General features: G+C 51.9%; 27 protein-coding genes and 2 pseudogenes. 14 read left to right on the top strand and 15 right to left on the bottom strand.

Features of this window, described 5'->3' with window-relative positions:
- Window positions 1-280 precede the first annotated feature (280 nt).
- Together gapA and KXR87_RS00705 are read left to right on the top strand one after the other, a co-directional pair.
- Window positions 281-1276, top strand: coding sequence for a glyceraldehyde-3-phosphate dehydrogenase (gene gapA, locus KXR87_RS00710; RefSeq protein ID WP_041851661.1), 996 nt, complete (start codon window positions 281-283; stop codon window positions 1274-1276).
- A gap of 80 nt (window positions 1277-1356) precedes the next feature.
- Window positions 1357-2241 carry a D-hexose-6-phosphate mutarotase gene (locus KXR87_RS00705; RefSeq protein WP_437430352.1) on the top strand — a complete coding sequence of 295 codons (885 nt, stop codon included), beginning with the start codon at window positions 1357-1359 and terminating at the stop codon, window positions 2239-2241.
- Between the two features lie 43 nt (window positions 2242-2284).
- Here the strand turns inward: KXR87_RS00705 and KXR87_RS00700 are convergent, their stop codons facing one another.
- Entirely contained in the window at window positions 2285-3142 is an 858-nt protein-coding gene (locus KXR87_RS00700) for an aldo/keto reductase (RefSeq protein WP_437430351.1), read from the bottom strand.
- A 91-nt stretch (window positions 3143-3233) separates the two neighbouring features.
- Entirely contained in the window at window positions 3234-3980 is a 747-nt protein-coding gene (locus KXR87_RS00695; protein WP_437430350.1) for a MipA/OmpV family protein, read from the bottom strand.
- A 182-nt stretch (window positions 3981-4162) separates the two neighbouring features.
- Between KXR87_RS00695 and KXR87_RS00690 the strand changes: the two are divergent.
- Window positions 4163-5308: pseudogene (locus tag KXR87_RS00690) on the top strand (IS3 family transposase).
- 52 nt (window positions 5309-5360) lie between these two features.
- Here KXR87_RS00690 and KXR87_RS00685 read toward each other — a convergent pair.
- A complete protein-coding gene (locus KXR87_RS00685) occupies window positions 5361-5687 on the bottom strand; it encodes a DUF1493 family protein (protein ID WP_437430349.1) in 327 nt (108 codons plus the stop codon).
- Window positions 5681-6145 (bottom strand): annotated as a pseudogene (locus KXR87_RS00680) (STM2901 family protein). Before KXR87_RS00680 ends, KXR87_RS00685 begins: the two are co-directional and overlap by 7 nt.
- Window positions 6146-6296: 151 nt before the next feature.
- Between KXR87_RS00680 and KXR87_RS00675 the strand changes: the two are divergent.
- Both KXR87_RS00675 and KXR87_RS00670 read left to right on the top strand, forming a co-directional pair.
- Complete coding sequence (locus tag KXR87_RS00675) at window positions 6297-6578, top strand: hypothetical protein (RefSeq protein WP_437430348.1); 282 nt, start codon at window positions 6297-6299, stop codon at window positions 6576-6578.
- A 3-nt stretch (window positions 6579-6581) separates the two neighbouring features.
- On the top strand, window positions 6582-6830 hold the full coding sequence (locus KXR87_RS00670) for a hypothetical protein (RefSeq protein ID WP_437430347.1): 249 nt from the start codon (window positions 6582-6584) through the stop codon (window positions 6828-6830).
- A gap of 233 nt (window positions 6831-7063) precedes the next feature.
- On the opposite strand, the gene KXR87_RS00665 is transcribed toward KXR87_RS00670, so the two are convergent.
- On the bottom strand, window positions 7064-7492 hold the full coding sequence (locus KXR87_RS00665; RefSeq protein ID WP_437430346.1) for a zinc ribbon domain-containing protein: 429 nt from the start codon (window positions 7490-7492) through the stop codon (window positions 7064-7066).
- Window positions 7493-8028: 536 nt separating this feature from the next.
- Window positions 8029-8298 carry a hypothetical protein gene (locus KXR87_RS00660; protein ID WP_437430345.1) on the bottom strand — a complete coding sequence of 90 codons (270 nt, stop codon included), beginning with the start codon at window positions 8296-8298 and terminating at the stop codon, window positions 8029-8031.
- Between the two features lie 87 nt (window positions 8299-8385).
- Between KXR87_RS00660 and yeaG the strand changes: the two genes are divergently transcribed.
- From yeaG to KXR87_RS00645, 3 genes are all read left to right on the top strand, one after another.
- On the top strand, window positions 8386-10320 hold the full coding sequence (gene yeaG / locus KXR87_RS00655; RefSeq protein WP_437430344.1) for a protein kinase YeaG: 1935 nt from the start codon (window positions 8386-8388) through the stop codon (window positions 10318-10320).
- Window positions 10321-10442: 122 nt separating this feature from the next.
- Complete coding sequence (locus KXR87_RS00650; RefSeq protein ID WP_437430343.1) at window positions 10443-11726, top strand: YeaH/YhbH family protein; 1284 nt, start codon at window positions 10443-10445, stop codon at window positions 11724-11726.
- 303 nt (window positions 11727-12029) lie between these two features.
- Window positions 12030-12530, top strand: coding sequence for a YbaK/prolyl-tRNA synthetase associated domain-containing protein (locus KXR87_RS00645; RefSeq protein WP_437430342.1), 501 nt, complete (start codon window positions 12030-12032; stop codon window positions 12528-12530).
- Between the two features lie 17 nt (window positions 12531-12547).
- Here the strand turns inward: KXR87_RS00645 and KXR87_RS00640 are convergent, their stop codons facing one another.
- Window positions 12548-12658 (bottom strand): small membrane protein YoaI, encoded by a 111-nt coding sequence (locus tag KXR87_RS00640; protein ID WP_437430341.1) that lies wholly within the window; start codon window positions 12656-12658, stop codon window positions 12548-12550.
- Between the two features lie 307 nt (window positions 12659-12965).
- On the opposite strand from KXR87_RS00640, the gene KXR87_RS00635 reads away from it, so the two are divergent.
- The 3 genes from KXR87_RS00635 (at window position 12966) to KXR87_RS00625 (ending at window position 16916) form a co-directional block, all read left to right on the top strand.
- Window positions 12966-14300 carry a glycoside-pentoside-hexuronide (GPH):cation symporter gene (locus KXR87_RS00635; RefSeq protein WP_437430340.1) on the top strand — a complete coding sequence of 445 codons (1335 nt, stop codon included), beginning with the start codon at window positions 12966-12968 and terminating at the stop codon, window positions 14298-14300.
- Between the two features lie 15 nt (window positions 14301-14315).
- The gene (locus tag KXR87_RS00630) at window positions 14316-16355 is read left to right on the top strand and encodes a glycoside hydrolase family 31 protein (RefSeq protein WP_437430339.1); all 2040 of its coding nucleotides are present in this window, start codon (window positions 14316-14318) and stop codon (window positions 16353-16355) included.
- A gap of 114 nt (window positions 16356-16469) precedes the next feature.
- Window positions 16470-16916, top strand: coding sequence for a DUF441 domain-containing protein (locus KXR87_RS00625; protein ID WP_437430338.1), 447 nt, complete (start codon window positions 16470-16472; stop codon window positions 16914-16916).
- Here KXR87_RS00625 and KXR87_RS00620 read toward each other — a convergent pair.
- From KXR87_RS00620 to KXR87_RS00600, 5 genes are all read right to left on the bottom strand, one after another.
- A complete protein-coding gene (locus KXR87_RS00620) occupies window positions 16899-17591 on the bottom strand; it encodes an amino acid ABC transporter permease (protein WP_437430337.1) in 693 nt (230 codons plus the stop codon). The genes KXR87_RS00625 and KXR87_RS00620 overlap by 18 nt on opposite strands.
- Entirely contained in the window at window positions 17581-18336 is a 756-nt protein-coding gene (locus KXR87_RS00615; RefSeq protein WP_437430336.1) for an amino acid ABC transporter permease, read from the bottom strand. The genes KXR87_RS00620 and KXR87_RS00615 overlap by 11 nt, the downstream gene beginning before the upstream one ends.
- Window positions 18336-19157 carry an amino acid ABC transporter ATP-binding protein gene (locus KXR87_RS00610; RefSeq protein ID WP_437430335.1) on the bottom strand — a complete coding sequence of 274 codons (822 nt, stop codon included), beginning with the start codon at window positions 19155-19157 and terminating at the stop codon, window positions 18336-18338. Before KXR87_RS00610 ends, KXR87_RS00615 begins: the two co-directional genes overlap by 1 nt.
- 1 nt (window position 19158) lies before the next feature.
- Window positions 19159-19980, bottom strand: coding sequence for an ABC transporter substrate-binding protein (locus KXR87_RS00605; protein WP_437430334.1), 822 nt, complete (start codon window positions 19978-19980; stop codon window positions 19159-19161).
- Between the two features lie 205 nt (window positions 19981-20185).
- Window positions 20186-20974 (bottom strand): AraC family transcriptional regulator, encoded by a 789-nt coding sequence (locus tag KXR87_RS00600; protein ID WP_437430333.1) that lies wholly within the window; start codon window positions 20972-20974, stop codon window positions 20186-20188.
- A 99-nt stretch (window positions 20975-21073) separates the two neighbouring features.
- On the opposite strand from KXR87_RS00600, the gene KXR87_RS00595 reads away from it, so the two are divergent.
- Window positions 21074-22261, top strand: a complete 1188-nt coding sequence (locus KXR87_RS00595; RefSeq protein ID WP_437430332.1) for a CynX/NimT family MFS transporter — start codon at window positions 21074-21076, stop codon at window positions 22259-22261.
- Window positions 22262-22287: 26 nt separating this feature from the next.
- Here the strand turns inward: KXR87_RS00595 and KXR87_RS00590 are convergent, their stop codons facing one another.
- The gene (locus tag KXR87_RS00590) at window positions 22288-22995 is read right to left on the bottom strand and encodes a CTP synthase C-terminal region-related (seleno)protein (protein WP_437430331.1); all 708 of its coding nucleotides are present in this window, start codon (window positions 22993-22995) and stop codon (window positions 22288-22290) included.
- A gap of 148 nt (window positions 22996-23143) precedes the next feature.
- Between KXR87_RS00590 and KXR87_RS00585 the strand changes: the two genes are divergently transcribed.
- Both KXR87_RS00585 and KXR87_RS00580 read left to right on the top strand, forming a co-directional pair.
- Window positions 23144-23653, top strand: a complete 510-nt coding sequence (locus KXR87_RS00585; RefSeq protein WP_437430330.1) for a DUF523 domain-containing protein — start codon at window positions 23144-23146, stop codon at window positions 23651-23653.
- Window positions 23637-23984, top strand: coding sequence for a DUF488 domain-containing protein (locus tag KXR87_RS00580; protein WP_437430551.1), 348 nt, complete (start codon window positions 23637-23639; stop codon window positions 23982-23984). Before KXR87_RS00585 ends, KXR87_RS00580 begins: the two co-directional genes overlap by 17 nt.
- Here the strand turns inward: KXR87_RS00580 and KXR87_RS00575 are convergent.
- Window positions 23971-24282, bottom strand: a complete 312-nt coding sequence (locus KXR87_RS00575) for a hypothetical protein (protein WP_437430329.1) — start codon at window positions 24280-24282, stop codon at window positions 23971-23973. The two genes, KXR87_RS00580 and KXR87_RS00575, sit on opposite strands and share 14 nt — an antisense overlap.
- Before the next feature lie 74 nt (window positions 24283-24356).
- Window positions 24357-24599: a putative hemolysin gene (locus tag KXR87_RS00570; protein ID WP_437430328.1), complete on the bottom strand. Its 243-nt coding sequence runs from the start codon at window positions 24597-24599 to the stop codon at window positions 24357-24359.
- Between the last annotated feature and the right edge of the window lie 219 nt (window positions 24600-24818).

Genomic DNA, 24818 nt, shown 5'->3' with positions numbered 1-24818 from the left:
AATGAAGAACTAACTTTTGTTCTAAACTTAAGCGCGCCTGGCACCCGGAGGGGTAATTGTGATGTTGCTCACATTTTTATCCTGCGTGACCTTTAAAATTCGGGGCGGCGTCCCCATTAGGGGAGAATGCTCATGGGAAGAGTGGGACGAATCAGTCGAACAAAGGTTAGGCGGAATATGATTTGTCGCAATGATTGACACGATTCCGCTTGACGCTGCGTAAGGTTTTTGTAATTTTACAGCCAACCTTTTATTCACTAACAAATAGCTGGTGGAATATATGACTATCAAAGTAGGTATCAACGGTTTTGGCCGTATCGGTCGCATTGTTTTCCGTGCTGCTCAGGAACGTTCTGACATCGAAATCGTTGGTATCAACGATCTGTTAGACGCAGAGTACATGGCGTACATGCTGAAATATGACTCCACTCACGGCCGCTTCAACGGCACCGTAGAAGTGAAAGACGGCCACCTGGTTGTTAACGGCAAAACCATCCGTGTAACTGCTGAAAAAGATCCGGCTAACCTGAAGTGGAACGAAATCGGCGTTGACGTTGTTGCTGAAGCTACCGGTATCTTCCTGACCGACGAAACTGCTCGTAAGCACATCACTGCTGGCGCGAAAAAAGTGGTTCTGACTGGTCCTTCTAAAGACAACACCCCGATGTTTGTTAAAGGCGCTAACTTTGACAAATACGAAGGCCAGGACATCGTTTCTAACGCATCCTGCACCACCAACTGCCTGGCACCGCTGGCTAAAGTTATCAACGACAACTTCGGCATCATCGAAGGTCTGATGACTACAGTTCACGCGACCACTGCAACCCAGAAAACCGTTGATGGCCCGTCTCATAAAGACTGGCGTGGCGGTCGTGGCGCATCCCAGAACATCATCCCGTCTTCTACCGGTGCAGCGAAAGCTGTTGGTAAAGTTCTGCCAGAACTGAACGGCAAACTGACTGGTATGGCGTTCCGCGTTCCTACTCCGAACGTTTCTGTTGTTGACCTGACCGTTCGTCTGGAAAAAGCAGCGTCTTACGAAGAAATCAAGAAAGCGATCAAAGCGGCTTCTGAAGGCGCAATGAAAGGCGTTCTGGGTTACACCGAAGATGACGTGGTTTCTACCGATTTCAACGGTGAAGTTTGCACTTCCGTGTTCGATGCTAAAGCGGGTATCGCGCTGAACGACAACTTCGTGAAACTGGTTTCCTGGTACGACAACGAAACCGGTTACTCCAACAAAGTTCTGGACCTGATCGCTCACATCTCCAAATAAGTGAGATGAGATTCTGATCTATAAAGGCGACCTCGGTCGCCTTTTTTTGTTTTAGTGTCACGCTAACGAAGGATTGCACCATGATAAACACAATTTTTGCTCTCCCGGTTGTCGAACAAATTACCCCTACCCTCTCCCGCCGCTTAAATGACGAACTTGATATTATTGTTGTCGATCATCCGATGGTGAAAGCATCCGTCGCACTCAACGGCGCACATCTTCTCTCCTGGAAGCCGCAGGGTGAAGATGAGGTTCTGTGGTTAAGCGACAACACGCCTTTTAAACCTGGCGTCGCCCTGCGTGGCGGCGTGCCTATCTGCTGGCCGTGGTTCGGTCCGGCAGCGAAGCAGGGACTGCCGGCTCACGGTTTTGCCCGTAATCTGCCGTGGACACTGAAAGCCCATAATGAAGACGATAACGGCGTGGTGCTGACCTTTGAACTTCAAAGCAGCGACGCGTCCCGTCAGTACTGGGAACACGACTTCACTCTGCTTGCGCGCTTTAAGCTCGGCAAAACCTGTGAAATCGAACTGGAAGCGCACGGCGAGTTTGAAACCCACTCTGCGCTGCACACCTACTTCAACGTAGGGGATATCCATGCCGTGAAAGTCAGCGGCCTGGGCGACCGTTTTATTGATAAGGTCAATGATGCAAAAGAAGACGCCTTAACCGATGGCGTGCAAACCTTCCCGGATCGTACCGACCGCGTCTACCTGAACCCGGAAGCCTGTAGCATCATTCATGACGGCGCTCTCAATCGCGCTATCGAAGTGGTCCATCACCATCACTATAATGTGGTCGGCTGGAACCCTGGCCCGGCACTGGCTAAGAGCATGGCCGATATGCCCGATGACGGCTATAAAAACTTCGTGTGCGTGGAGTCTGCCTGTGCTACGAAAGCGCAGAAGACAACTGAAGAAAACCCGTCACGCCTCGCGCAGACAATCAAGGTTGTGAAACGTTAATCCTTTCACGCCCTTCCCGCCAGGGAAGGGCGTTATCTCACCGCTATACGACATCGAGCGGCGTTTTCCTTCCCGGTGCAGGAAACGCTTTATCCAGCCGGGATAACTCCTCTTCACTCAGCGTAATCCTTAGCGCTGCTGCATTCTCTTCCACATGCGCCACGCTTGCCGCTTTGGGAATCGCCATCACACCCTGATGGCTGATAACCCAGGCGAGCAAAATTTGCGCTGCAGTAGCCTGATGCGCCGCCGCAACCTCCTCCACGACGCGGTTGTGCATTAAGCCGTCACGCAAACGTCCCGCCTGGGCTAATGGACAGTAGGCCATGACTGGCATCTGTTGCTGCTGGCACCAGGGCAGCAGATCATATTCGATACCCCGTGAACCGAGATGGTAAAGCACCTGGTCGGTCACACAGGCGTTGCCGCCCTGGACCTGCCACAATGCCTGCATGTCGCTGTAATCAAGGTTGGATACGCCCCAGCGGCGAATTTTGCCCTGCTCAATGAGGGTTTCCATCACCTCTACGGTTTCGGCAAGGGAGAAGTTACCGCGCCAGTGCAGCAGGTATAAATCCAGATAATCAGTGTTCAGGCGACGCAGGCTGGCTTCACAGGCGGCGATGGCTTTCTTACCCCCGGCATTCCACGGGTAGACTTTAGAAACGAGGTAGACTTTATCGCGCAAGCCTCCGCGCAGTGCCTCGCCCACGACCTCTTCCGCTCCCCCATCGGCGTACATTTCTGCGGTGTCGATCACTCCGAGTCCAAGGTCAATGCCCGCACGCAGTGCATCAACTTCCTGCGACCGCTGTCGTTCATTTTCACCCATGTACCAGGTCCCCTGGCCGATAGCAGGCAGCGTATGGGTGCCGGCAAACAGAACATGTTTCTCTGTCATTTCGTCCTCCTTTTAATAATGCACCACCGTAAAGTAAAACAGGGCCAAAGGCCCTGTTTGCGTGCACAAATTGCACTATCAAAAAGCACAATCAGAAGCGATAGGTCACACCTGCCGATAGCAGCCCGGCCCAGGATTTATCAACCATCGGACTGTCTTTGATATCGTCAGACAAGTGCGTATAACGACCGGTGCCGTAAACGCTCCAGTTATCAGTCAGACGATAGCTGGCGGTCAGTTCGAGATACGGGCTCCAGCCGTTGTCCGGATCGTAGCTGTCGAGGCCACTACGGCGGGATTCAGAACGGGACACGCCGTAGTAGTATTCATTCTGGTTGTCGCTGCTCCACTCAACCCCAATCCCTGGCGTCAGGGTCAGACCACCGTTGGTGTAGCGATAAAGCCACGCCAGGTCCCAGGTCACACCATTGCTGTTATCCAGTATATCCCCTGCAATCGCAGTACGCAGGAAACCGTACTCGGTATTATGAATGTAAGAGAGGCCCGCCACCGCGGTTGATTTACGCTTATTCAACTGACGCAACTGATTATTGTCGCTGTCACCAGGCTTGAAGCTCCAGGGGGAGTAGGCTGCAAAGACCGAGAGCTGGTCTGCCTGATCGTTCCACAGGTAGTACCCGCCACCTAATCCACGGAACCAGAAGTCATCGCTCTCGTAGGTGATAACCGGCACCGGATAGGCTTTGTTGTCGTACTGTTTATAAGGAGACTCCACCACGCCCACGCCCGCACCGAGCGAAAAGTTGTTTTCGGCACTGGCAGCAAAGGTTGAAGTCGCGATTAGCACACCCAGTGCCAGGAGTTTGAATTTGGTCACAGTCCTTTCTTTCCTGTTGTCAATAATCGGCGTAAGAAGTGTAACCGCCCTCCTCATTCATCCCAAATTATTTTACTTATGCATTACAAAAGGCAACGCAGTAGCATGTCGTACTGATATGAATCGCCACGGGTTTAACAGACACCTCGGAGTCATTTAAGATGACTTAAAGAGAGGTGCCCATGAGCGGTAAACGTTATCCCGAAGAGTTTAAAATTGAAGCAGTCAAACAGGTTTTTTATCATGGTCATTCTGTTTCCAGTGTTGCAACACGTCTCGATATCACCACCCACAGCCTTTACGCCTGGATAACGAAGTACGGTCCGTATCCTAACACTAATAAAGAAAAGGCAGATGCTCAGGTCGGGATACGCCGTCTTCAGAAAGAGCTGAAGCGGGTTACCGACGAACGGGACATATTAAAAAAGCCGCGGCGTACTTCGCAAAGCTGTCCGACTGAGGTACGCCTTTATTCGTGACAATTCCCGTTGCTGGCCTGTTCGTCTGCTCTGCAGGGTGCTGGATGTTCATCCCAGTGGCTTTTACGCCTGGCTTCAGCAGCCGCATTCACAACGCCATCAGACAGTCCTGAGACTGACAGGACAGATCAAACAGTTCTGGCTGGAGTCGGGATGCGTTTATGGTTATCGCAAGATCCATCTCGATCTGCGTGATACCGGACAGCAGTGCGGAGTGAACCGTGTCTGGCGGCTGATGAAGCGTGCCGGAATAAAAGCTCAGGTCGGATACCGGAGCCCGCGGGCACGTAAAGGCGAGGCCTGCATCGTGACACCCAACAGGCCCCAGCGACAGGTCAATCCGGATGCTCCGCATGAGCGTTGAGTAACGGACATCACTTATATCAGGACCCACGAAGGCTGGCTGTATCTTGCCGTGGTGGTTGATCTGTTCTCACGCAAAATTATCGGCTGGTCAATGCAATCCCGGATGACAAAGGACAATGTCCTGAACGCACTGCTGATGGCTGTATGGCGGCGTAATCCCCAAAAACAGGTGCTGGTTCACTCTGATCAGGGCAGTCAGTACGCAAGCCATGAGTGGCAGTCGTTCCTGAAATCACACGGTCTGGAAGGCAGCATGAGCCGTCGCGGTAACTGCCACGATAATGCGGTTGCAGAAAGCTTTTCCAGTTGCTGAAGCGTAAACGGATAAAGAAAAAGATCTATGGAACGCGGGAAGAAGCCCGCAGCGATATTTTTGATTACATCGAAATGCTTTATAACAGTAAGCGTCGGCATGGTTCGAGTGATCAGATGCCGCCGACGGAATATGAAAATCAATATTATCGACGGCTCAGGAGTGTCTAGATTATCCGTGGCGATTCAAAATTTCAGACGTATCAATATTTTTATAGATAAATTAGTCATATAACCATCGTCCGGCTTTAGCTGACTCGATTAACATACTTATAGTAAAATCGGGTACTGGTACTGGCTCTGTTTTTTTAAATGGATTCCATGAAACCGGAGTGTCGGGAAAATATGTTTTGATATTAAAATCCCCTCTGTCTACATGTAGTTCGTTGAAGTACCGCTCCATCAGATCCTCAGCCTCCAGTTCATCGATAGACAGATCACTATCGAGATCTGTCACTGGAGTCAATAGAACTGGTTTATCAGACAATACATATGTCCCTGCATATGGGCGAACGATTTCATAAACTCGTTCCTCAATGTTATCTACCATAGCTTGTCATTTCCCCTTGCAATAGCGTTGTACTCGCTGATGGTACGATAGACAATTTGAGATACGTCATTCGCAAGTATCAATACACCGATTAGCGGTATAGTACGTCCAACGAATGGAGCGATGTTACGTACCATTTGTTTTCTTGCGGTCCAGGGAGTGTACCCACCTAACCAAGTTGGAAGCGACAAACCGAATGGGAACTTTGCCTTTTTAAATACCGCTCGGGATGCTTTCGACGCATACGACGTACCAGTAATAGACCCACCAGGTTTGGTGCGAGTAGGTAGATCGTTTCGGCCTGAAACTATTGCAATAACTGCCGCGAAATCGGCAACACCTCATCCAAACTGTTCTACAGTCTTCTCACAAAACACCATGAAGAACAATTCAGCAGCACTTAAATTAGATTTACCAGCATAGAAGTACGTTCCGTTCAACTGCTCTACTGTATCCATCATCAGCCTCTGGCATTGTCTGAACGACAGCAATAATAAGACGGTCTTTGTCGTTAAAGTAGTAACATAATATTGGGATTTATCTTAAAAAATATTTATATAAGTTTCAGTGGTGGTGATGTGTTGCAACTGATTTTGATTAAGGCTTGATATGGACATTAAAAAATATTCTACACCTTTCTTTATTATGATAGGGATTATTGCTTCCTTAGAAATTCTGTTTTTTATAAAAGTACTTTTCGCTGGTTCGAAAGGTTTCGAGTGGGGTTCTGTAACGGATTGGGTAAGTGCTTTATGTATCATTGCTATTGCAAGTGCTGCAGTTTACGCAGTATTACAAACAAAGAAGTGGCTTAAACCAAAACTAAATCAAAATGGTTTACCTGATGCAATTAAATTCCTTAAAAACAATGTAAAAACAATGCTGAGTTGAGTTGTGAGTGACTCAATTGATGGGAGTTTCATTGAGTTGGTAAAGGTTCTTGAAATCGTTGTTAAGAGTCATCGAGAAGAAGTACTTCCTAGATATAATAAATTGAAAACTCACTTCTCTGAACTCAAAGACATAAAAGATCCGTATAACTCTGGCTATAAGTTGAAGTTTGACTCAGAAAAATCAGAGCTAATGTGGTATGGTTATTCTCTAAAAGAAAACAAAAAAAACCATAATAGAAGAAATATTTAAATTACACACTCTGTACTTTTTCATATCATCTCAAAAATACAAGATAGCAAGTGAGATTTTTACATGTTATTTTTCGGAGCGTGTAAAAAAGACCAATGCCATTCCAAAATGGAAATTATCGAAAACCATCGATGATGTCATTAATAAATTAGCAAAACTCGATAGCAAACAAACTAAAGTTCATACCAGACTTAAGCAATTATATAAAGGACTGATGGGTGATAAACCTGCTATTACAGTTGAATAGATTTAGCAGCACATCTTTTCTTCTCTTCCCTCGTTCTACAAATTACATACTTCGTTCTTACATGGTTGTAATGGATTGCAATATTGCCACCACAACAACCACACTTTAGAATTCTTGAGAAAAGGTTTGTAATGTAATCATCTTGTGCAAGGGTTACATCTTTTCTTATACAGTTTGCAACACCATTTGCAGTGAGTTTTGTATTTACTCGTTCAAATGTAAGGTTGTCGATAATTATCATTTCAACAACTTTTTTATCTCTAAGTACTCTTAATACGTTTACCGTACTCCAGCCTTTTGGTAATCGCTTTACTATGGCTCCAGATCCAAGCCCACTTTCTGACAATGAGAATATTTGTTTAACTACAGATGGCTCAAGAAGAAGATCCCCAGCAGGCTTTTTCTTATCAGTCATAACCGTATCCATCATACGGTTAGCAGTTAGGAATAGTGCATCATCAATGATTTTTGGGTACACATTCGAGATCACCTCATCGTTGTGCCGCTTATGTTCCCTAACAATCTGCGGTCACGAATGAGCCTCGATACCCTAACCATCTGCCACTTAGGATTATCAAGCCGTTTAACAATTTCACCAGTACTAAACCCCTGCCTGTACCATTCAAAACACTGCACAATGAGTACAGCCTGTTCCTGAATGATCGAGTACTTGTTATCAATGTTTTCTAACCAGAATGGCATACGGTTGGATACTACCTCACCATTAGCTGCCGCTCTTTGCACCTTGTTCTGCCATACCACCTTCGCACGTACTGACTTCATCAGCGATTCGTTATGCGAACACTGTAGGATAATTTCCATGAGTATTTTTGAGAAACTGTCATCGTTTTTTAACACTAAACCCGTACTGATATGATGTACGACAATGCCACTAACAACGATGAATTGAATAGTATTTTCCGCCTACGACGAACGACGACTCAAGCGATCTTATGATGTGACTATTAATGCATCGGCAGTCCCAGACTTGCGATTACGCACATACTGTAAAAATTTACCTAAATTCGAGCCGGGTGAAATGTTGGCATTTTTAAACGCAGAAACGCCCTCATCTATTATATAAATCCTATCATCACTAAATTTTTCAGAATTATCATCTAAAGATTGTTCAATAATTGAACGCCGATCATCCAGACCCGCTCCGCTTACGACTTGATCAAAACTCGATACACGCTCATAACAAATAGGACGATAAGTCATTTTTTATCCTGTTGGTTTACGACGCTAAAAGTAAAAATTGCCCGTACTTTTAAAATGTTCCCATCGATTACAATAGGACGGCATGCCATGAATATATTCGATCACTACCGCCAGCGCTATGAAGCTGCCAAGGACGAAGAGTTCACACTGCAGGAGTTTCTTGCTATTTGTAAGCAGGATCGCAGTGCCTATGCTAACGCAGCTGAAAGACTATTGATGGCTATTGGGGAGCCAGTAATGGTGGACACTGCGCTAGAGCCACGGCTTTCCCGTCTCTTTTCGAATAGGGTTATCGGACGCTACCCGGCGTTCGAAGAGTTTTATGGTATGGAAGAGGCTATTGAGCAGATTGTCTCCTATCTCAAACACGCCGCCCAGGGGCTGGAAGAGAAGAAACAGATCCTGTATCTGCTCGGCCCGGTCGGTGGCGGTAAATCTTCGCTGGCAGAGCGGCTGAAAGCCTTAATGCAGCGTGTCCCTATTTACGTACTGAGCGCCAACGGCGAACGCAGCCCGGTCAACGATCACCCGTTGTGCCTGTTTAACCCGCAGGAAGATGCGCAGATTCTGGAAAAAGAGTACGGCGTACCCCGTCGTTACCTTGGCACTATCATGTCTCCGTGGGCGGCAAAACGTCTGCATGATTTTGGCGGCGACATCTCTAAATTCCGCGTCGTCAAAGTCTGGCCCTCCATCCTTGAGCAGATTGCGATTGCCAAAACTGAGCCTGGTGATGAGAACAACCAGGACATCTCGGCGCTGGTGGGTAAAGTTGATATCCGTAAACTGGAAAACCATGCTCAAAACGATCCGGATGCCTATGGTTACTCAGGCGCGCTGTGCCGGGCCAACCAGGGCATTATGGAGTTCGTGGAGATGTTCAAGGCACCCATTAAGGTGCTGCACCCTCTGTTAACCGCTACGCAGGAGGGGAACTACAACGGTACGGAAGGCATCTCCGCGCTGCCTTTTAACGGTATTATTCTTGCGCACTCTAACGAATCAGAATGGGTGAGTTTCCGTAACAATAAAAACAATGAGGCCTTCCTTGACCGCGTTTATATCGTCAAGGTGCCTTATTGCCTGCGTATCTCCGAAGAGATCAAGATTTACGAAAAACTGCTTAACCACAGTGAGTTGACCCATGCGCCCTGCGCGCCCGGTACGCTGGAAACCCTCGCGCGATTCTCTATTCTGTCGCGCCTGAAAGAGCCAGAAAACTCCAGCGTGTACTCGAAAATGCGCGTGTATGACGGTGAAAGCCTGAAAGATACCGACCCGAAAGCCAAGTCCTATCAGGAGTACCGTGATTATGCCGGTGTGGATGAGGGGATGAACGGCCTGTCGACCCGTTTCGCCTTTAAAATCCTCTCCCGCGTGTTTAACTTTGATCATGTCGAAGTGGCGGCAAACCCGGTGCACCTTTTCTATGTGCTCGAACAGCAAATTGAACGCGAGCAGTTTCCGCAGGAACAGGCCGAACGTTATCTTGAATTCCTCAAAGGTTATCTGATCCCGAAATACGCTGAGTTTATTGGCAAAGAGATCCAGACGGCCTATCTGGAATCCTATTCCGAGTACGGGCAAAACATTTTTGACCGCTATGTCACCTATGCCGATTTCTGGATCCAGGATCAGGAGTACCGCGACCCGGATACCGGCCAGCTGTTTGACCGTGAGTCGTTGAATGCAGAACTGGAAAAAATCGAAAAACCGGCGGGGATCAGCAATCCGAAAGATTTCCGCAATGAGATAGTAAATTTCGTGCTGCGCGCCCGGGCAAATAACAGTGGCCGCAACCCGAACTGGACCAGTTACGAAAAACTGCGCACGGTTATTGAGAAGAAAATGTTCTCCAATACCGAGGAGCTACTGCCGGTTATCTCGTTCAACGCCAAAACCTCTACCGATGAGCAGAAAAAGCACGACGATTTTGTCGACCGCATGATGGAAAAAGGGTACACCCGCAAACAGGTTCGTCTGCTTTGCGAATGGTATCTGCGCGTGCGCAAATCGTCTTAACGTCATGCCTGCCCGGTACGCGGTATCGGGCCAGAACAATGAGAACTGTAGGCCGGACGGGCGGTATGCCGTCCGGCATTACAACGCCATAAGAAGTTGGCAAATGCAGTACCGGAGGGCCTATGACCTGGTTCATTGACCGAAGACTTAACGGTAAAAATAAGAGCACGGTTAACCGCCAGCGATTTTTACGCCGTTATAAAGCGCAAATAAAGCAGTCGATTTCCGAAGCGATTAACAAACGCTCCGTCACCGACGTTGAGACCGGTGAGTCCGTCTCAATTCCCATTGATGACATCAGCGAACCGATGTTCCATCAGGGACGCGGCGGCTTACGCCATCGTGTCCACCCTGGTAACGATCACTTTGTACAGAATGACCGTATCGAGCGCCCTCAGGGTGGCGGTGGCGGCGGTGGGAGTGGTCAGGGAGAAGCCAGCGCCGACGGCGAAGGTCAGGATGAATTTGTCTTCCAGATTTCGAAAGACGAATATCTGGACCTGCTTTTCGAAGATCTGGCGCTGCCTAATCTGAAGAAAAATCAGCACCGACAGCTCAATGAGTATAAAACCCACCGGGCGGGATATACGGCAAACGGCGTGCCTGCCAACATCAGCGTCGTGCGCTCTCTGCAGAACTCGCTGGCGCGACGCACGGCGATGACTGCCGGTAAGCGACGCGAACTACGCGCACTTGAAGAGGATCTGGACAACGTAGCCAGAAGTGAACCTGCCCAGCTACTGGAAGAGGAGCGTCTGCGTAAAGAGATTGCGGAGCTGCGTGCGAAGATTGAACGCGTACCTTTTATCGACACCTTTGATTTACGCTACAAAAATTATGAAAAGCGCCCGGAGCCATCGAGCCAGGCCGTAATGTTCTGCCTGATGGACGTATCAGGCTCAATGGATCAAGCCACCAAGGATATGGCCAAGCGCTTTTACATCCTGCTCTATCTCTTCCTGAGTCGGACCTATAAAAACGTCGAGGTCGTCTATATTCGCCACCATACCCAGGCAAAAGAGGTGGACGAGCATGAGTTCTTTTACTCGCAGGAGACAGGCGGCACCATCGTGTCGAGTGCGCTGAAGCTAATGGATGAAGTGGTGAAGGCACGTTACGATCCTACCCAATGGAATATTTACGCCGCGCAGGCCTCGGATGGTGATAACTGGGCAGACGACTCGCCGTTGTGTCACGAGATTCTGGCGAAAAAGATCCTCCCGGTGGTGCGTTACTACAGTTACATTGAAATCACCCGTCGTGCGCATCAGACGCTCTGGCGGGAGTACGAGCATCTGCAAACGATGTTCGACAACTTCGCTATCCAGCACATCCGCGACCAGGAAGATATTTATCCTGTGTTCCGCGAGCTTTTTCATAAACAGGCTGCCACCTCCGGCAGTTAATCGAACCGGCAGCCAGCGATCCCCCGCTGGCTGTTTTTCGCGCACAATACCCTAAGGGGCAAATTGCGGTACAAAAATGCAGCTATTTCCCCTCTTGCCCCGCCGTCGATATGGCATATTACTTCCGGACAAACTCGATTTTCCATTCGCGCCATTAGCGTCTGGCCTTTGAAAATAGTACACATAACAGCGTTGTTGAAATGAGTGCTTTTTAAGCCGCCTTCTTCTCAGGCGGCTTTTTTATTTTCATCCCCGTCGCGCTGCATTACTCTTGGGTTTTACGCTATTCATCCGGGAGCGATAATGTCCACCATTGCCAGTCTTGATATCCATCAGCATCTTATAGAAACCCTTGATGCGCACCATGCACGCTATCGTGTGGTTGAACACGAAGCCTCTGGTAAATGCGAAGCGGTGAGTGAAATACGTAAAACGGCCCTGGCCCAGGGCGCCAAAGCGCTGGTCTGTAAAATTAAAGGCAACGGGGTAAAACGACATGTCCTGGCGATTTTGGCCGCTGATCTGCAGGCAGACTTATCGCAACTGGCATCCTTTTTTGGCGGCACTAAAGCCTCGCTGGCAAGCCCGGCGGAAGTTGAAAGCTTAACGGCCTGTGTATTTGGTGCCATCCCTCCCTTTAGTTTTCATCCGGACCTGAAACTGGTCGCCGACCCGCTCCTGTTTGAACGCGTTGAGGAGATAGCTTTTAACGCCGGACTTCTGGAGAAGTCTATTATTCTCAACACCGAGGATTACCTGCGCATCGCGCGCCCGCAACAGGTCAGTTTTCATCGCCTGCCGTGAGGCAACAGGGCGTGGCGTTATGGCCAGCCCGCTTTTTCCAGCATCAGTACCGCCAGAACCAGCACCACCATCATGGTAATAAAAGATAACGTGATGAGAAGCACTTCATATTGCATCGGATCGTTCATCTTTTATGCCTGTTTTTTGTCCAGATGAAGGTAGTAATAATCACTTAAGGTGACGATTTAATGACAGGACCAGATTATCCTGATGTCAATTGCGGCTGAAACGATTCCTGCCCTAATATCTCTTTCTTTTCGCCTTAAAAGCGGGTTATTTATTATTTGCAGTATGCATAAATAAATTGTTACCGGTATCACGAAAAGCAGTTTCCATAATTCCGAAGGCAGATCTCGTAATTGTTAACCATCCAATATTGACACACCATATATTCAGTACCCCCCTGAAATAACCTTACAGAGTCTGGTGAATACAATGAATTTAACGATCACCCGTAAAGAAAAAATCAGTTATGGACTGGGCGACATGGCAAGCCACGTCGGGCTGGATAACGTCATTATCTTTCTGACCTTTTATTATACGGACGTTGTAGGATTACCCGCCGCCTTCGTGGGCACCATGTTTTTACTCGCGCGTACCGCTGACGCTATTATCGACCCGGCGATGGGTTATCTTGCGGATCGTACCAAAACCCGCTGGGGAAAATTCCGTCCCTGGATGCTCTGGCTTGCACTTCCCTTCGGGGCCAGCTGCCTGCTGACCTACGCCGTGCCTGAATCGCTGACCCTTTCCGGTAAGATGATTTTCGCTACCATCAGTTATACGCTGATGATGCTGATGTATACCGCGATTAATATTCCTTACTGCTCAATGGGTGCTGTCATCACGCCTAATAATGAGGATCGTATTTCATTGCAATCCTATCGCTTCTTTTTAGCGACCCTTGGTGGCGCAATGTCGACCTTCTTTATGATGCCTCTGGCTCAATATCTTGGCGGTGATGACAAATTATTGGGTTACCGCTGGGCGATGGCCATAATGGCAAGCGCAGCGGTGATTATGTTCTGGATCTGTTTTGCAAATACTCGCGAACGCATTAAAGCGCCGGCCACACATAATAATTACCTTGCTGAACTACGTGATTTGTTACGTAACGATCAATGGCGCGTGGTTGCCATGCTGGTGATAACCAATATTGGCTTTGGGGTTATTCGTCTCGGTGCCATGATGTATTTCGTGACCTATTATCTTGGCAGTGCCAGCTATTTTATGTGGATGCTCGGCGCGCATATTCTGGGTAAAGCGGCAGGCAGTGCACTGGCAAAACGCCTGACCCGTAACTTCAGCAAAGTCCAGATGTTTGGTTACTGCTCGGTACTGGCTGGCGTCCTCAGCATCGCCTTGTTCTTTGCCCCGAAATCCATTTTTGTGCTGGTGCCTCTCACGTTTATCGTTTCAACGCTGTATCAGTCCACCACCACCCTGATGTGGGTGATGATGGCGGACGTGGCAGACTACGGCGAATGGTTGCAGAAGAAACGCATGGACGGTGTGATTTTCTCTACTTTCCTTGCGGTGCTGAAGCTGGGTATGGCCATCAGCGGTGCGATCGTAGGCTGGACGCTGAGTCTGAGTGGTTACGTGGCTAACGCGCCGGAACAAACTTCAACGGCAATGTACTGCATCGTTGCCCTGTTTACCGTCGTGCCCGGCCTGCTGTCGCTGGCGGCCTTCGCCACGCTGCGCTGGTACAAACTCGACGACAGCACCATGAAATCCATAAACCTTGCCCGTCAAAGTCTTTCGTAAAAGGACGTATTCATTATGAGCGAACTGATCCAACACCCTGACAGCATTGAATGGCGTTTTGAGCGTCAGATCCTGCGCATTGAGCCCTGGGGCGTAAACAGCCTGCGCGTGCGGGCCACCTGCGCCCCACAATTCAGCGATAACCTGCATGCGCTGTTAGCGCCAGCGGCCAGTCAGCCGAAGGTCAGCGCCCAGCCAGAGCAACTGACCCTGCGTAACGGCAACATTACCGCCGTCCTCAACCTGAAAGGCCAACTGGCCTTTTATAACCAGCGCGGCGAACTGCTGCTGGAAGAGATGTGGCGACAGCGCTCCACCGTCGGCATTGGTGCCAGCGAAAAGAGTCAGGACAAATACATCAGCGCCCTTAAACTGGACGGGCGCGAATTTAAACCCCTGCCTGGCGGCAAGTACCAGTTGACCGTGCGTTTTGAATCCCGTGCCGATGAGCGCATCTACGGTATGGGACAGTACCAGCAGCCGTGGCTGGATCTGAAAGGCTGTGTGCTGGAGCTGGCGCAGCGTAACTCCCAGGCCAGCGTGCCTTTTATGCAGTCCAGCCTTGGCTATGGTCTGCTGTGGAACAACCCGGCCATCGGCGAAGCCAGCTTTGCCAAAAACCAGACTCAGTGGCAGGCAAAAGTGACCCAGGAGATGGACTACTGGATAACCGCCGCCGACAGCATTCAGACCATTACCCGTCAATACGCGAAAGCCACCGGCACGCCGCCCCCTGCTCCCGGCTTCACCAGCGGACTATGGCAGTGCAAACTACGCTACCGCACCCAGCAGGAGGTGCTGGAAGTCGCACGCGAGTATCGCCGTCGTCACTTGCCGCTTTCGGTGATGGTCATCGACTTCTTCCACTGGCCGAATCAGGGCACCTGGTGCTTTGACCCAGTGGACTGGCCCGATCCCAAAGCGATGGTGGATGAGCTGAAAGCGCTGGGCATCGAGCTGATGGTCTCCGTCTGGCCGACGGTAGAGGCCCGAAGTCCTCTGTTCCCGGTGATGAAAGCCAAAGGTTACCTGGTCACCAGCGATCGGGGCGTACAGGTCAATCTCGACTTTATGGGTAATACCACCTTTTTTGATGCCACCCATCCGCAGGCGCGCGAATTTGTCTGGGAGACGGTAAAGAAAAATTACTACGATCTCGGTATCAAACTTTTCTGGCTGGACGAAGCCGAGCCGGAATATCGCGCCTATGACTTCGATAACTACCGCTATCACGCCGGGCCGGTTCTGGAGACAGGGAACCAGTACCCGCGCGATTTTGCCCAGGGCTTTTATGACGGGCTTGTTGCGAGTGGCGAGAAGGAGATTGTTAATCTGGTGCGTTGCTCCTGGGCGGGCAGCCAGCGCTTTGGCGTGCTGGCGTGGTCTGGCGATGTGCACTCCTCTTTTCATGCGTTCAGAAACCAACTGGCTGCCGGGCTGAACATGGGGATGGCAGGTATACCCTGGTGGACGACCGACATTGGCGGTTTCCAGGGGGGCAACGTCAACGATCCCGCCTTCCACGAGCTGCTGATCCGCTGGTTCCAGTGGGCAGTCTTCTGCCCGGTGCTGCGCATGCACGGCTACCGTGAACCGCAGATCCAGCCACCGGAAAGTTACCGTAACGGCATCCCGCAATGTAACAGCGGTTCGCCTAATGAATTATGGAGCTATGGCGAGGAGAATTTCGCCATCATGCAACACTGGCTTGGGGTGCGCGAGAAACTACGTCCCTATGTGGATGCGCTGTTTGATACGGCCCACCAGCACGGTGATCCGCTGATGCGTCCCCTGTTCTGGCACTACCCCGACGACGCCGAGAGCTGGCAGGTAGAAGACCAGTATCTGTTTGGTGATGATTTGCTGGTGGCTCCGGTGTTACAGGCGGGGGCACGCGAACGTGACGTCTGGCTGCCGGGGGACCACGGCTGGGTGGCGCTTAATGGCGAGCGTTATCAGGGCCGGCAGCGCATTCAGGTGGCCGCCGGGCTTGAGACAATACCCGTGTTTATCCGGGAGGGTAGCCCGCTGGAAGCCTTGTTAATCACGGGTTAATGCGATTGCCCGAAAATGCGCCTTTCGGTATAAAAAGCCTGCTTATCAATGCGCTTACGCGTAAAGTACGGTAAGCAGGCTTCTTTTATTCTGACAAGGAACGAAACCCTCTCCATGTTTGATACCACTCTCTTTATTCTTCTTGGACTGGTGGCGCTGAGCTTTTTCAGCCATAACACCACCGTTGCTGTTGCCGTCATGGTCCTCATCATCGTGCGGATTACGCCACTCAATGCCTATTTTCCCTGGATTGAAAAACAGGGGCTGACTATCGGGATTGTCATCCTGACCATTGGCGTGATGGCGCCCATTGCCAGCGGTACCCTGCCACCTTCCACGCTGATGAGTTCCTTTTTGAACTGGAAGTCGCTGGTGGCAATTGCGGTTGGCGTGTTCGTCTCGTGGCTGGGCGGTCGCGGCGTCACGCTGATGAGTTCACAGCCTTCGTTGGTAGCAGGATTACTGGTGGGTACGGTGCTGGGTGTGGCCCTGTTCCGGGGCGTACCGGTAGGGCCACTGATTGCGGCAGGGCTGGTCTCATTGTTAATTGGTCGGCAGTAGATGCCGGCGCTGCCAGCGCTTCACGCTCAGTTCTAACAGGCTGCACAGCAGGTAGTACACCAGACCGGTAAAGATGAACAACGCGGCCGGATATACCTGTACCCGGTTATTAACCTGCCCGGCTACGGTGGTCAGCTCCGGTACGTTGACAATAAATGCCAGCGACGTGTCTTTGAGTAAAGCAATGAGCAGGCCAATAAACGATGGTATCGCATTGCGCAGCGCCTGAGGCAGCAGCACCAGTTGCAAAATGTGCCAGGCACCAAATCCGCTACTTACTGCCGCTTCATATTGCCCTGCGGGTAACGCATTCAGCGCGGCGAGCGTGGAGTACATTACCGAGGCCGAGGTGAACCAGGCCAGCGCCAGCGTCACCGTAACGGCCCCTGGCAGATCCGCACCGGTTATCCAGGGCAGCAAAAACCACATCCAGAAGATGACAAAGATCAGCGGGATCCCGCGGATCAGCTCCGCCCAGGCAAACAGCACTTTTCGCGGCAAGCCAGGATACCGCCACGCCAGGCAGGCCAGCAGAATACCGCCAGGAAAAGCCAGCACTCCGGCCCCCAGCGTCATCAGCACCGACAGCAGCACTCCGCCCGGCTCGCCCTGTAACGCCCGTCCCAACAACAGATAGCTGAGGTTATCGGTGATAACAGTGATATTAGCGATCACGGTACGCCTCCTTGCGGCTTAACCCGCGCCAGCCACGCGGCAGATTGAACAACAGGCTCATCATCAACCCCAGCGCCAGATACAGCACGCTCCCTACGGTGAAGGCTTCCAGCGCATGAGCATTGAAACTCTCTATCTGCCGGGTCTGGTAGGTCAGCTCTGCAAACCCAATCCCGGTCGCCAGCGACGAAAGTTTCATCAGATTGAGATACTGCCCCACCACCGGTTGCCAGGCATTTTCCAGCCCCTGCGGCAGCAAAATCCAACGAAACAGCGCCAGATCGCTGAACCCTTGCGCTTTTGCGGCTTCAATTTGCCCGGCCGGTACGGCCCCTAGCCCTGCCTGAATCTCTTCTACGAGGAACGCTGCGGTAAACAGCCCCAGCGCCCAGGCGGACGAAAGAAATTCCGGCGTAAACCACCAGACGTCGCCCGGCAGAATGCTGAAGGCGTGGTCGTCATTGACATACTGGCGAAAGCCTTCGGGCAGAACATTCCAGGCGGCGAAGTACCAGAAGAGGATCTGCACCAGCAACGGGGTGTTACGAAACAGCGAGACCCAGCAGGCAACGACAATCCTTCCGGGTCTGCCCCCCGCCAGACGGAGCGCGAGAAGAAGTACGGTGAGTAGCGTGGCAAGTAACACACCCGCTACCGTGACCCAGACAGTGGTCAGAAAACCGGAAATAAGCCATTGCGCTGGCTGGCCGGTGAAGACCCCTGCCCAGTCGAGATGGATCCCCATTACAACTCCTTGCTGTCGGCATGCAGTGGGTTAAGGACTTTTTGCAGGAAGCGTTGCGCCCGTGGATGGCGGGGTGCGGTGAAAAAGAGGTCAGGCGCCGCTTCTTCGAGGATCTCCCCACCGTCAATAAACACTACGCGGTCGGCAATCTCCCGGGCGAACTGCATTTCATGGGTCACCACAATCAGCGTGATCCCACTATGGGCAAGGGATTTCATCACCTGCAGTACTTCGCCTATCATCTCAGGATCCAGCGCTGAAGTAGGCTCATCAAACAGAATGATATGCGGATCGGCTGCCAGCGTGCGGGCAATCGCCACGCGCTGTTGCTGCCCACCGGACAGTTGTGAGGGATAGTGCTCCGCTTTCTCTTTCAGCCCGACGCGCTCAAGCAACGCCAGCGCTATCGCTCTGGCCTGCGCCGCCGATTTACCGTGAATTTTGGTTAGCGCCAGGGTGATGTTGTCCAGCGCGGTCAGATGCGCATAGAGGTTAAACTGCTGGAAGACAAACCCCACGTGGCGGCGCAGGGCGCGCAATTCCCGGCCTTTAAGCTGCCGTGTGGGTTTTCCGTCCACCAGAATCTCGCCGTCAGTCAGCGTTTCCAGTTGGTTAATCAGACGAATCAGGGTCGATTTACCGGAACCTGACGGCCCACAGACTGCCACCACCTCGCCGGCCGCGACCTGTAAATTGATGTTATTCAGCACCCGATGGTCGCCGTAGCTTTTACTGGCACCACGAAATTCCACCGTGCCTTTTTGCACGGGAAAAACCTCCGGGGCCTGGGCCACGGAGGAGGAGAAGAGACCTGCCAGCATATTACTTCGCTTCTATTTTAAAGCTGCGCGGAGCCGGAGCTTTGGTTTGCGGTCCAAACCAGGCGTCGTAGATTTTTGCGGCTTCGCCGTTCTGCTCAAGCTTAACGAGTTCGTCATTAACCGCGTTTAACAGCGCCGTTTCGCCTTTGGTGACCCCGACCCCAATCTCCTCTTTTGAGAGCAGATCCGGCAGGATTTTGAATTTTGCCTTATCCGGCGCTTCCGCCAGCAGCCCTGCGAGGATAGTGCTGTCCTGGGTGATTGCCTGCACATTGCCGTTACGCAGTGCCGTCAGCGCCAGCGGGATGTCGTCATACGCCAGCACGCGGGCCTGCGGGAAACGCTGGTGCAGCGCCTGCTCGCCGGTGGTGCCTTTTACTGCACCGATGCGGGCTTTGCTGTAGCTGTCAAGCTTATCTGAACCAGTGGCCGATACCAGGAACTGCTGCCCGGTCACGAAATAGGGTGTTGAAAAATCAATGACCTGCGCACGCTCTGGGGTAATAGTGATGTCTGCCACAATCAGATCCACTTTGCCCGACTGCAGCAATGGAATACGGTTCGCCGGGTTGGTTGCCACCAGCTCCAGCTTCACGCCCAGGCTTTTGGCCAGTGCTTTAGCAAAATCGACATCATAGCCAACAATTTCATGGCTTTGTGGGTCGATGGCACCAAATGGCGGGTTGGCATCAAAGGTCGCGACTTTTACGACGCCAGCGGCTTTGATATCCGCCAGTTTGTCCGCATGAGCGGCAAAAGAGAAAGAAAGAAGTGCCAGTGCGGTCAGCGCACCGATTTTTTTATATTGTGCTGAGGTTGCCATGCTAATTCTTACGCCCTGTTTTTAGTCAGAATTCATGGCTAAATTCACATACCCGCTAACATCAGACAAATATCAAAAAGTGCATAGATTAGCTAAAAAAGTTATTGAAACTCCGGCGACCATACGAAACGCTTATTCGAAAGTGAAACGCAGCCAGAAGTTGCTATGCCCATGATTAGAAAAAGGGTTTTGCAGCATAAAATAATCACCCTGCCCCTAACGCAGCAAGGTAGCGACCCGGCGTCTGTCCCAGCCCTTTTTTAAACATAGTGATAAAGGCCGTAGTGGAGTCATAGCCCAGCGCCTGCGCGACCTGCTGCACCCCATTTCCGCCAATCAGTAACCTTACCGCCAGAATCAGTTGTAACTGATGCCGCCAGCGGCGAAAGCTCAATCCCGTCTCCCTCACCACCAGCCGTGCGAGATTACGTTCGCTCATGGCAAAAATGTGCGCCCACTCGGTGAGCGTTTGCCGCTGCTCAGGCGCCCTTTCCATGCTCTCCACCATCTGACGAATTTTCGGGTGCGGCGAGACGGGCAACTGAAACTGCATCTGTGGTTGACGTGGAAGCTCATCGAAAAGTACCTGAACCAGGCGCTGCGTTGCGGGCTGCTGGCGCTCAAGGTGACTGCGGGTGGCAAGCGTCATAATCAGCTCACGCACCAGCGTAGAGATTTTAAGCGTGCAGCAGGTGTCCGGCATCGTGACCCGACCTGGTTCAATAAATAAAAAGTACAGCTGCGCCCCGGGCGTCGCACGATTGCTGTGGGCAACCCTGCCCGGAAGCCAGACCGCATGATGAGGCGGCACCATCCAGCGTGCATGCTCCACTTCGCTGGTAATGGCACCGGTAAGCGCCAGAATCAACTGCCCTTTGCGATGGCGGTGTTCCGGGATCTGCTGTTCGTCGGCGTTAACCTGAATACCGAAAGCCAGCGCCGCTTCCTGCTGGCTGTCAGGGTTGAACCCCTCAAGTCCAAGACCGTGCTGCATACGAATGTCCGTTTTTAGCGATAGTGTGTCATTTTAGCTTGATTCAAACAGCAACAAAACGAGGTAAGGTGTGCGTCTGATATTTTTCCTGAGAATACAATGACCCTAGCGCTCCATCCCTGTGGCAGGCAACGTGTGCTGCTGATTGCGGGCATTCTGACGATCGCCACCACCCTGCGCGTCACCTTTACCGGTGCGGCTCCCCTGCTGGATACCATTCGCGACGATTATGGTTTATCCACTGCCGTGGCCGGGATGCTGACCACCCTTCCTCTGCTGGCATTTGCTTTTGTCTCGCCTCTGGCGGCGGGTATCGCCCGGCGCAGGGGAATGGAACGCAGCCTGTTGCTTGCAATGCTCCTTATTTGCGCCGGCGTTGCCGTACGCTCCCTGCCCTCGACTGCCCTGTTATTTACTGGCACGGCGATAGTCGGCTGCGGTATCGCATTAGGGAATGTGCTGCTGCCGGGGATCCTCAGACGCGATTTTCCCGGTGAGGTCGCTAAACTGACCGGTGCCTACTCTCTGACAATGGGGGCCGCGGCAGCGCTGGGCTCTGCGGTGGTGGTGCCTGTCGCCATGATGGGGGCAGGATGGCGTGGGGCGCTGCTGACGCTGATGGTTTTCCCGCTCCTGGCGCTGCTGTTGTGGTTACCCCAGCTTCAACGACAGCAACCGACACCTCTGTCTGCCGCGCCGCTCACGCAGGACCGGGGGATCTGGCGCTCGGCGCTCGCCTGGCAACTGACCCTCTTTCTTGGTATCAACTCTTTAATCTATTACGTGGTCATTGGCTGGCTGCCTGCGATTCTGCTGAGTTATGGCTACAGCGAAGCGGGTGCCGGTTCACTGCACGGACTGTTGCAACTGGCGACGGCCTCGCCGGGGGTTATCGTGCCGCTGATACTGCATCGCCTGCGCGATCATCGTGGGGTGGCGGTCATCATCGCCCTGCTGTGTGCGCTCAGTGCAGCCGGTTTTGTTATCTGGCCTGAACAGGCAGTAGCCTGGACGCTGATATTCGGCTTTGGCTCTGGCGGCACCATGATCCTTGGCCTGACGTTCATAGGCCTGCGCGCGCTTAGCGCACATCAGGCCGCGGCGTTATCGGGCATGGCACAGTCGGTAGGATATCTGCTGGCGGCCTGCGGCCCGCCACTGATGGGGAAAATTCATGACGTCAGCGGAAGCTGGCATATTCCGCTGCTGACCTGTGCGGCGCTGTCAGTGGTGATGGCGGTATCGGGCGCGTTTGCCGGGCGGGACAGAGAAAGCGAGAACAGATAAAAAAGCAGGCCCCGCAGGGCCTGTTTTTAATCGCAGGCTGCACGCAGCATTGCCTGCACCAGCGGAACCGGATGCCCAGCCAGCGCATTGCGCTCATGCTGGAAAAGCGTTGCCACAAAGAACGGATGGCTTACCAGCTCAACCGCGCGGATTTCGCCCTCTTCATCCCAGCCGGTAACCCGCAGATCGCCTTTTTCCAGCTCAGCGGCAAAATCATCCGCGATGCCGTAGCTGCAACGATATGCCTCTTCAATCTCAACCTGACCGTACGCTTTCGCAATCAGGGTATTCGGGCGCAGTTCGATAGCCGCGCGCTGATCCACCAGCGAGCAGGCCAGCGGTACAATCACCATTTTGCCTTCGCTGTCCGTCTCCTGATGCGCGGCATTTTCATAACCCAGCACGTGGCGGGCGTATTCAATAATGGCATGCTGGAACCCACCGCAGGTGCCAAGGAAAGGAATGGCGTTTTCGCGGGCATATTTAATAGCAATAAAAGCGCCCTCAGGGTTTTTGTAAGGGCTTGCCGGTACGACCCAGACTGCATCGTAGCCGACGAGATCGTCGCTACTGGTAATCTCAGAGGTCGCCAGCCAGTCGTAATCTGCGGTGATGTCGAGAACAGCGGCTGCGTCATCGATAGCCAGAGGGATAGCCTGATGGGCAACAACATCGTGGTTATAATCGCCGACCAGGGCAATACGTAGCGTATCTTTAACGGGAATATGGGTCATGAAGGGTTCCTTACGTTCAGGCAGATAACGGACAACATAAGGAACCTCACATTAACGAACTTTTGCCTTTATCACAATCTCTTAAAGCTGGTAGTTCGTCATCTGGCGCGTTCGGATAACAATGGTCGTCCACCGTTTTGGAAATCCTATGCAAAGCAAAATTCTGGTAAGCGCCTGCCTGATGGGCTTTAACGTTCGTTATAACGCCAGCGCAAAAGCGGCGCTGCAACAGACCCTTGAACGCTGGGAGAAGGAAAAACGCCTGGTTGTGCATTGCCCGGAGCTGGCGGCAGGTCTGCGCACGCCACGACCAGCTGCGGAAATTATATCGGGTGACGGGAGCGCTGTTATGCAGGGTAAAGCGCGGATTCTGGAGCGCACCGGTCAGGATGTGACCGCGCATTATCAACTGGCCGCCTGGCTGGCGTTAGAAGCGGCACAAAAGGAGAACTGTTGTGCCGCGTTACTGACCGACGGCAGCCCGACGTGTGGAAGTCAGCACATTTACGATGGAACCTTCAGCGGTACACAAATCAGCGGCAAAGGGGTGGCGAGCGCGCTACTTGAGGCGCACGGCATAAAGGTTTTCTCACATGACGATATTGCAGAGCTCATCGAGTGGGTCAACGCGAGAGATAATGATGAAAATTCACTGTAAACGGGTCTACGAGGCGGCATCCGCCGGGGATGGCTACCGGGTTCTGGTCGACAGACTGTGGCCACGAGGAATTAAAAAAAGCGAACTTAAACCGGATGAATGGTGCAAAGACCTCGCCCCTTCAACGGCGTTGCGCAAAGACTTTCATGCTGACATTCTTGATTTCAACGCCTTTCGTGACGCCTATCTGCAGGAGTTAGACGCGCACAAGGAGGAGGGGCGCAAACTAACGGCACGGTTAAAAAAACAGCCGCTGACGCTGCTCTATGCGGCGAAAGACAGCCAGCAAAATCATGCCGTTATTCTTGCTGAGTGGCTTAACCGTTTATAATTTCGCGGGTCACAGCTTCTTGCGGCAGCGCGTCCGGTTGCAGTGGCATTAAGTGCCCGGCGCGAACAAAGGCGAAGCCATGCTGACCATCAAAGGCAACGACATCACCGGTTACCAGCCAGAGCGCCTGTGGCATGTTCAAAGGCATACGGGTCATGACCCCGTTAACTGGATTGAGGAAGGTTTGACCCGGTTCGAAGAGGCCGAAAAGCTCGACGGCCTTACCGATATTGCCTCTTCCGAGGGGGGTTTGAGCGCCTGTTATCATTGCCAGGCCGCCCGGACGTAATTGAAACATAGTCATCTCGCGCAAAATACAGGAACACCAGGATAATTCTTAATCGCTAGTGTAACCTGACGCTGATGCTGGTGTCACGATCCGGATTGCGGATGATCCTGTCGCCACAGCTCCCATTCATCTACAACCGTGCCGTTGGATAATTTACACGCCGTTCGCACCCCCTGTGGACTTTGTACCGGTACCCGCTCTCCGCCTTTTTGCAGGCAGTATTCTGCTGCAGGGTTTGCCATGCCGACCTGTGGCGGTGGGGGGGCCTCTTTTTCTGCCGCGCAGGCCGTCAGGGTAAAAATAAGCATTAACAGCGTCTTGTTCATCAAATTGTCCATTTTGAGATAATCAGCCAGAAATTTAGCTTAATGTGTTACTGGCAACAACTCCACGATTTCTCCATCTTTACATCACCTTCGCCCGCTATATTGACTCCTGTTCTCACCCATGACCAGAGAACATCATTCCGTAATCAATGAGTTTTTTGCCCCGTCTCAACAACGGGGCTTTTTTTGCCTTCTCAACACTGCCGGTGAAAAGATGAC

The organism is Yokenella regensburgei (assembly GCF_051486985.1).
GTDB lineage: Bacteria > Pseudomonadota > Gammaproteobacteria > Enterobacterales > Enterobacteriaceae > CBFFRJ01.
This window is presented reverse-complemented; position numbering and strand designations above follow the sequence as displayed.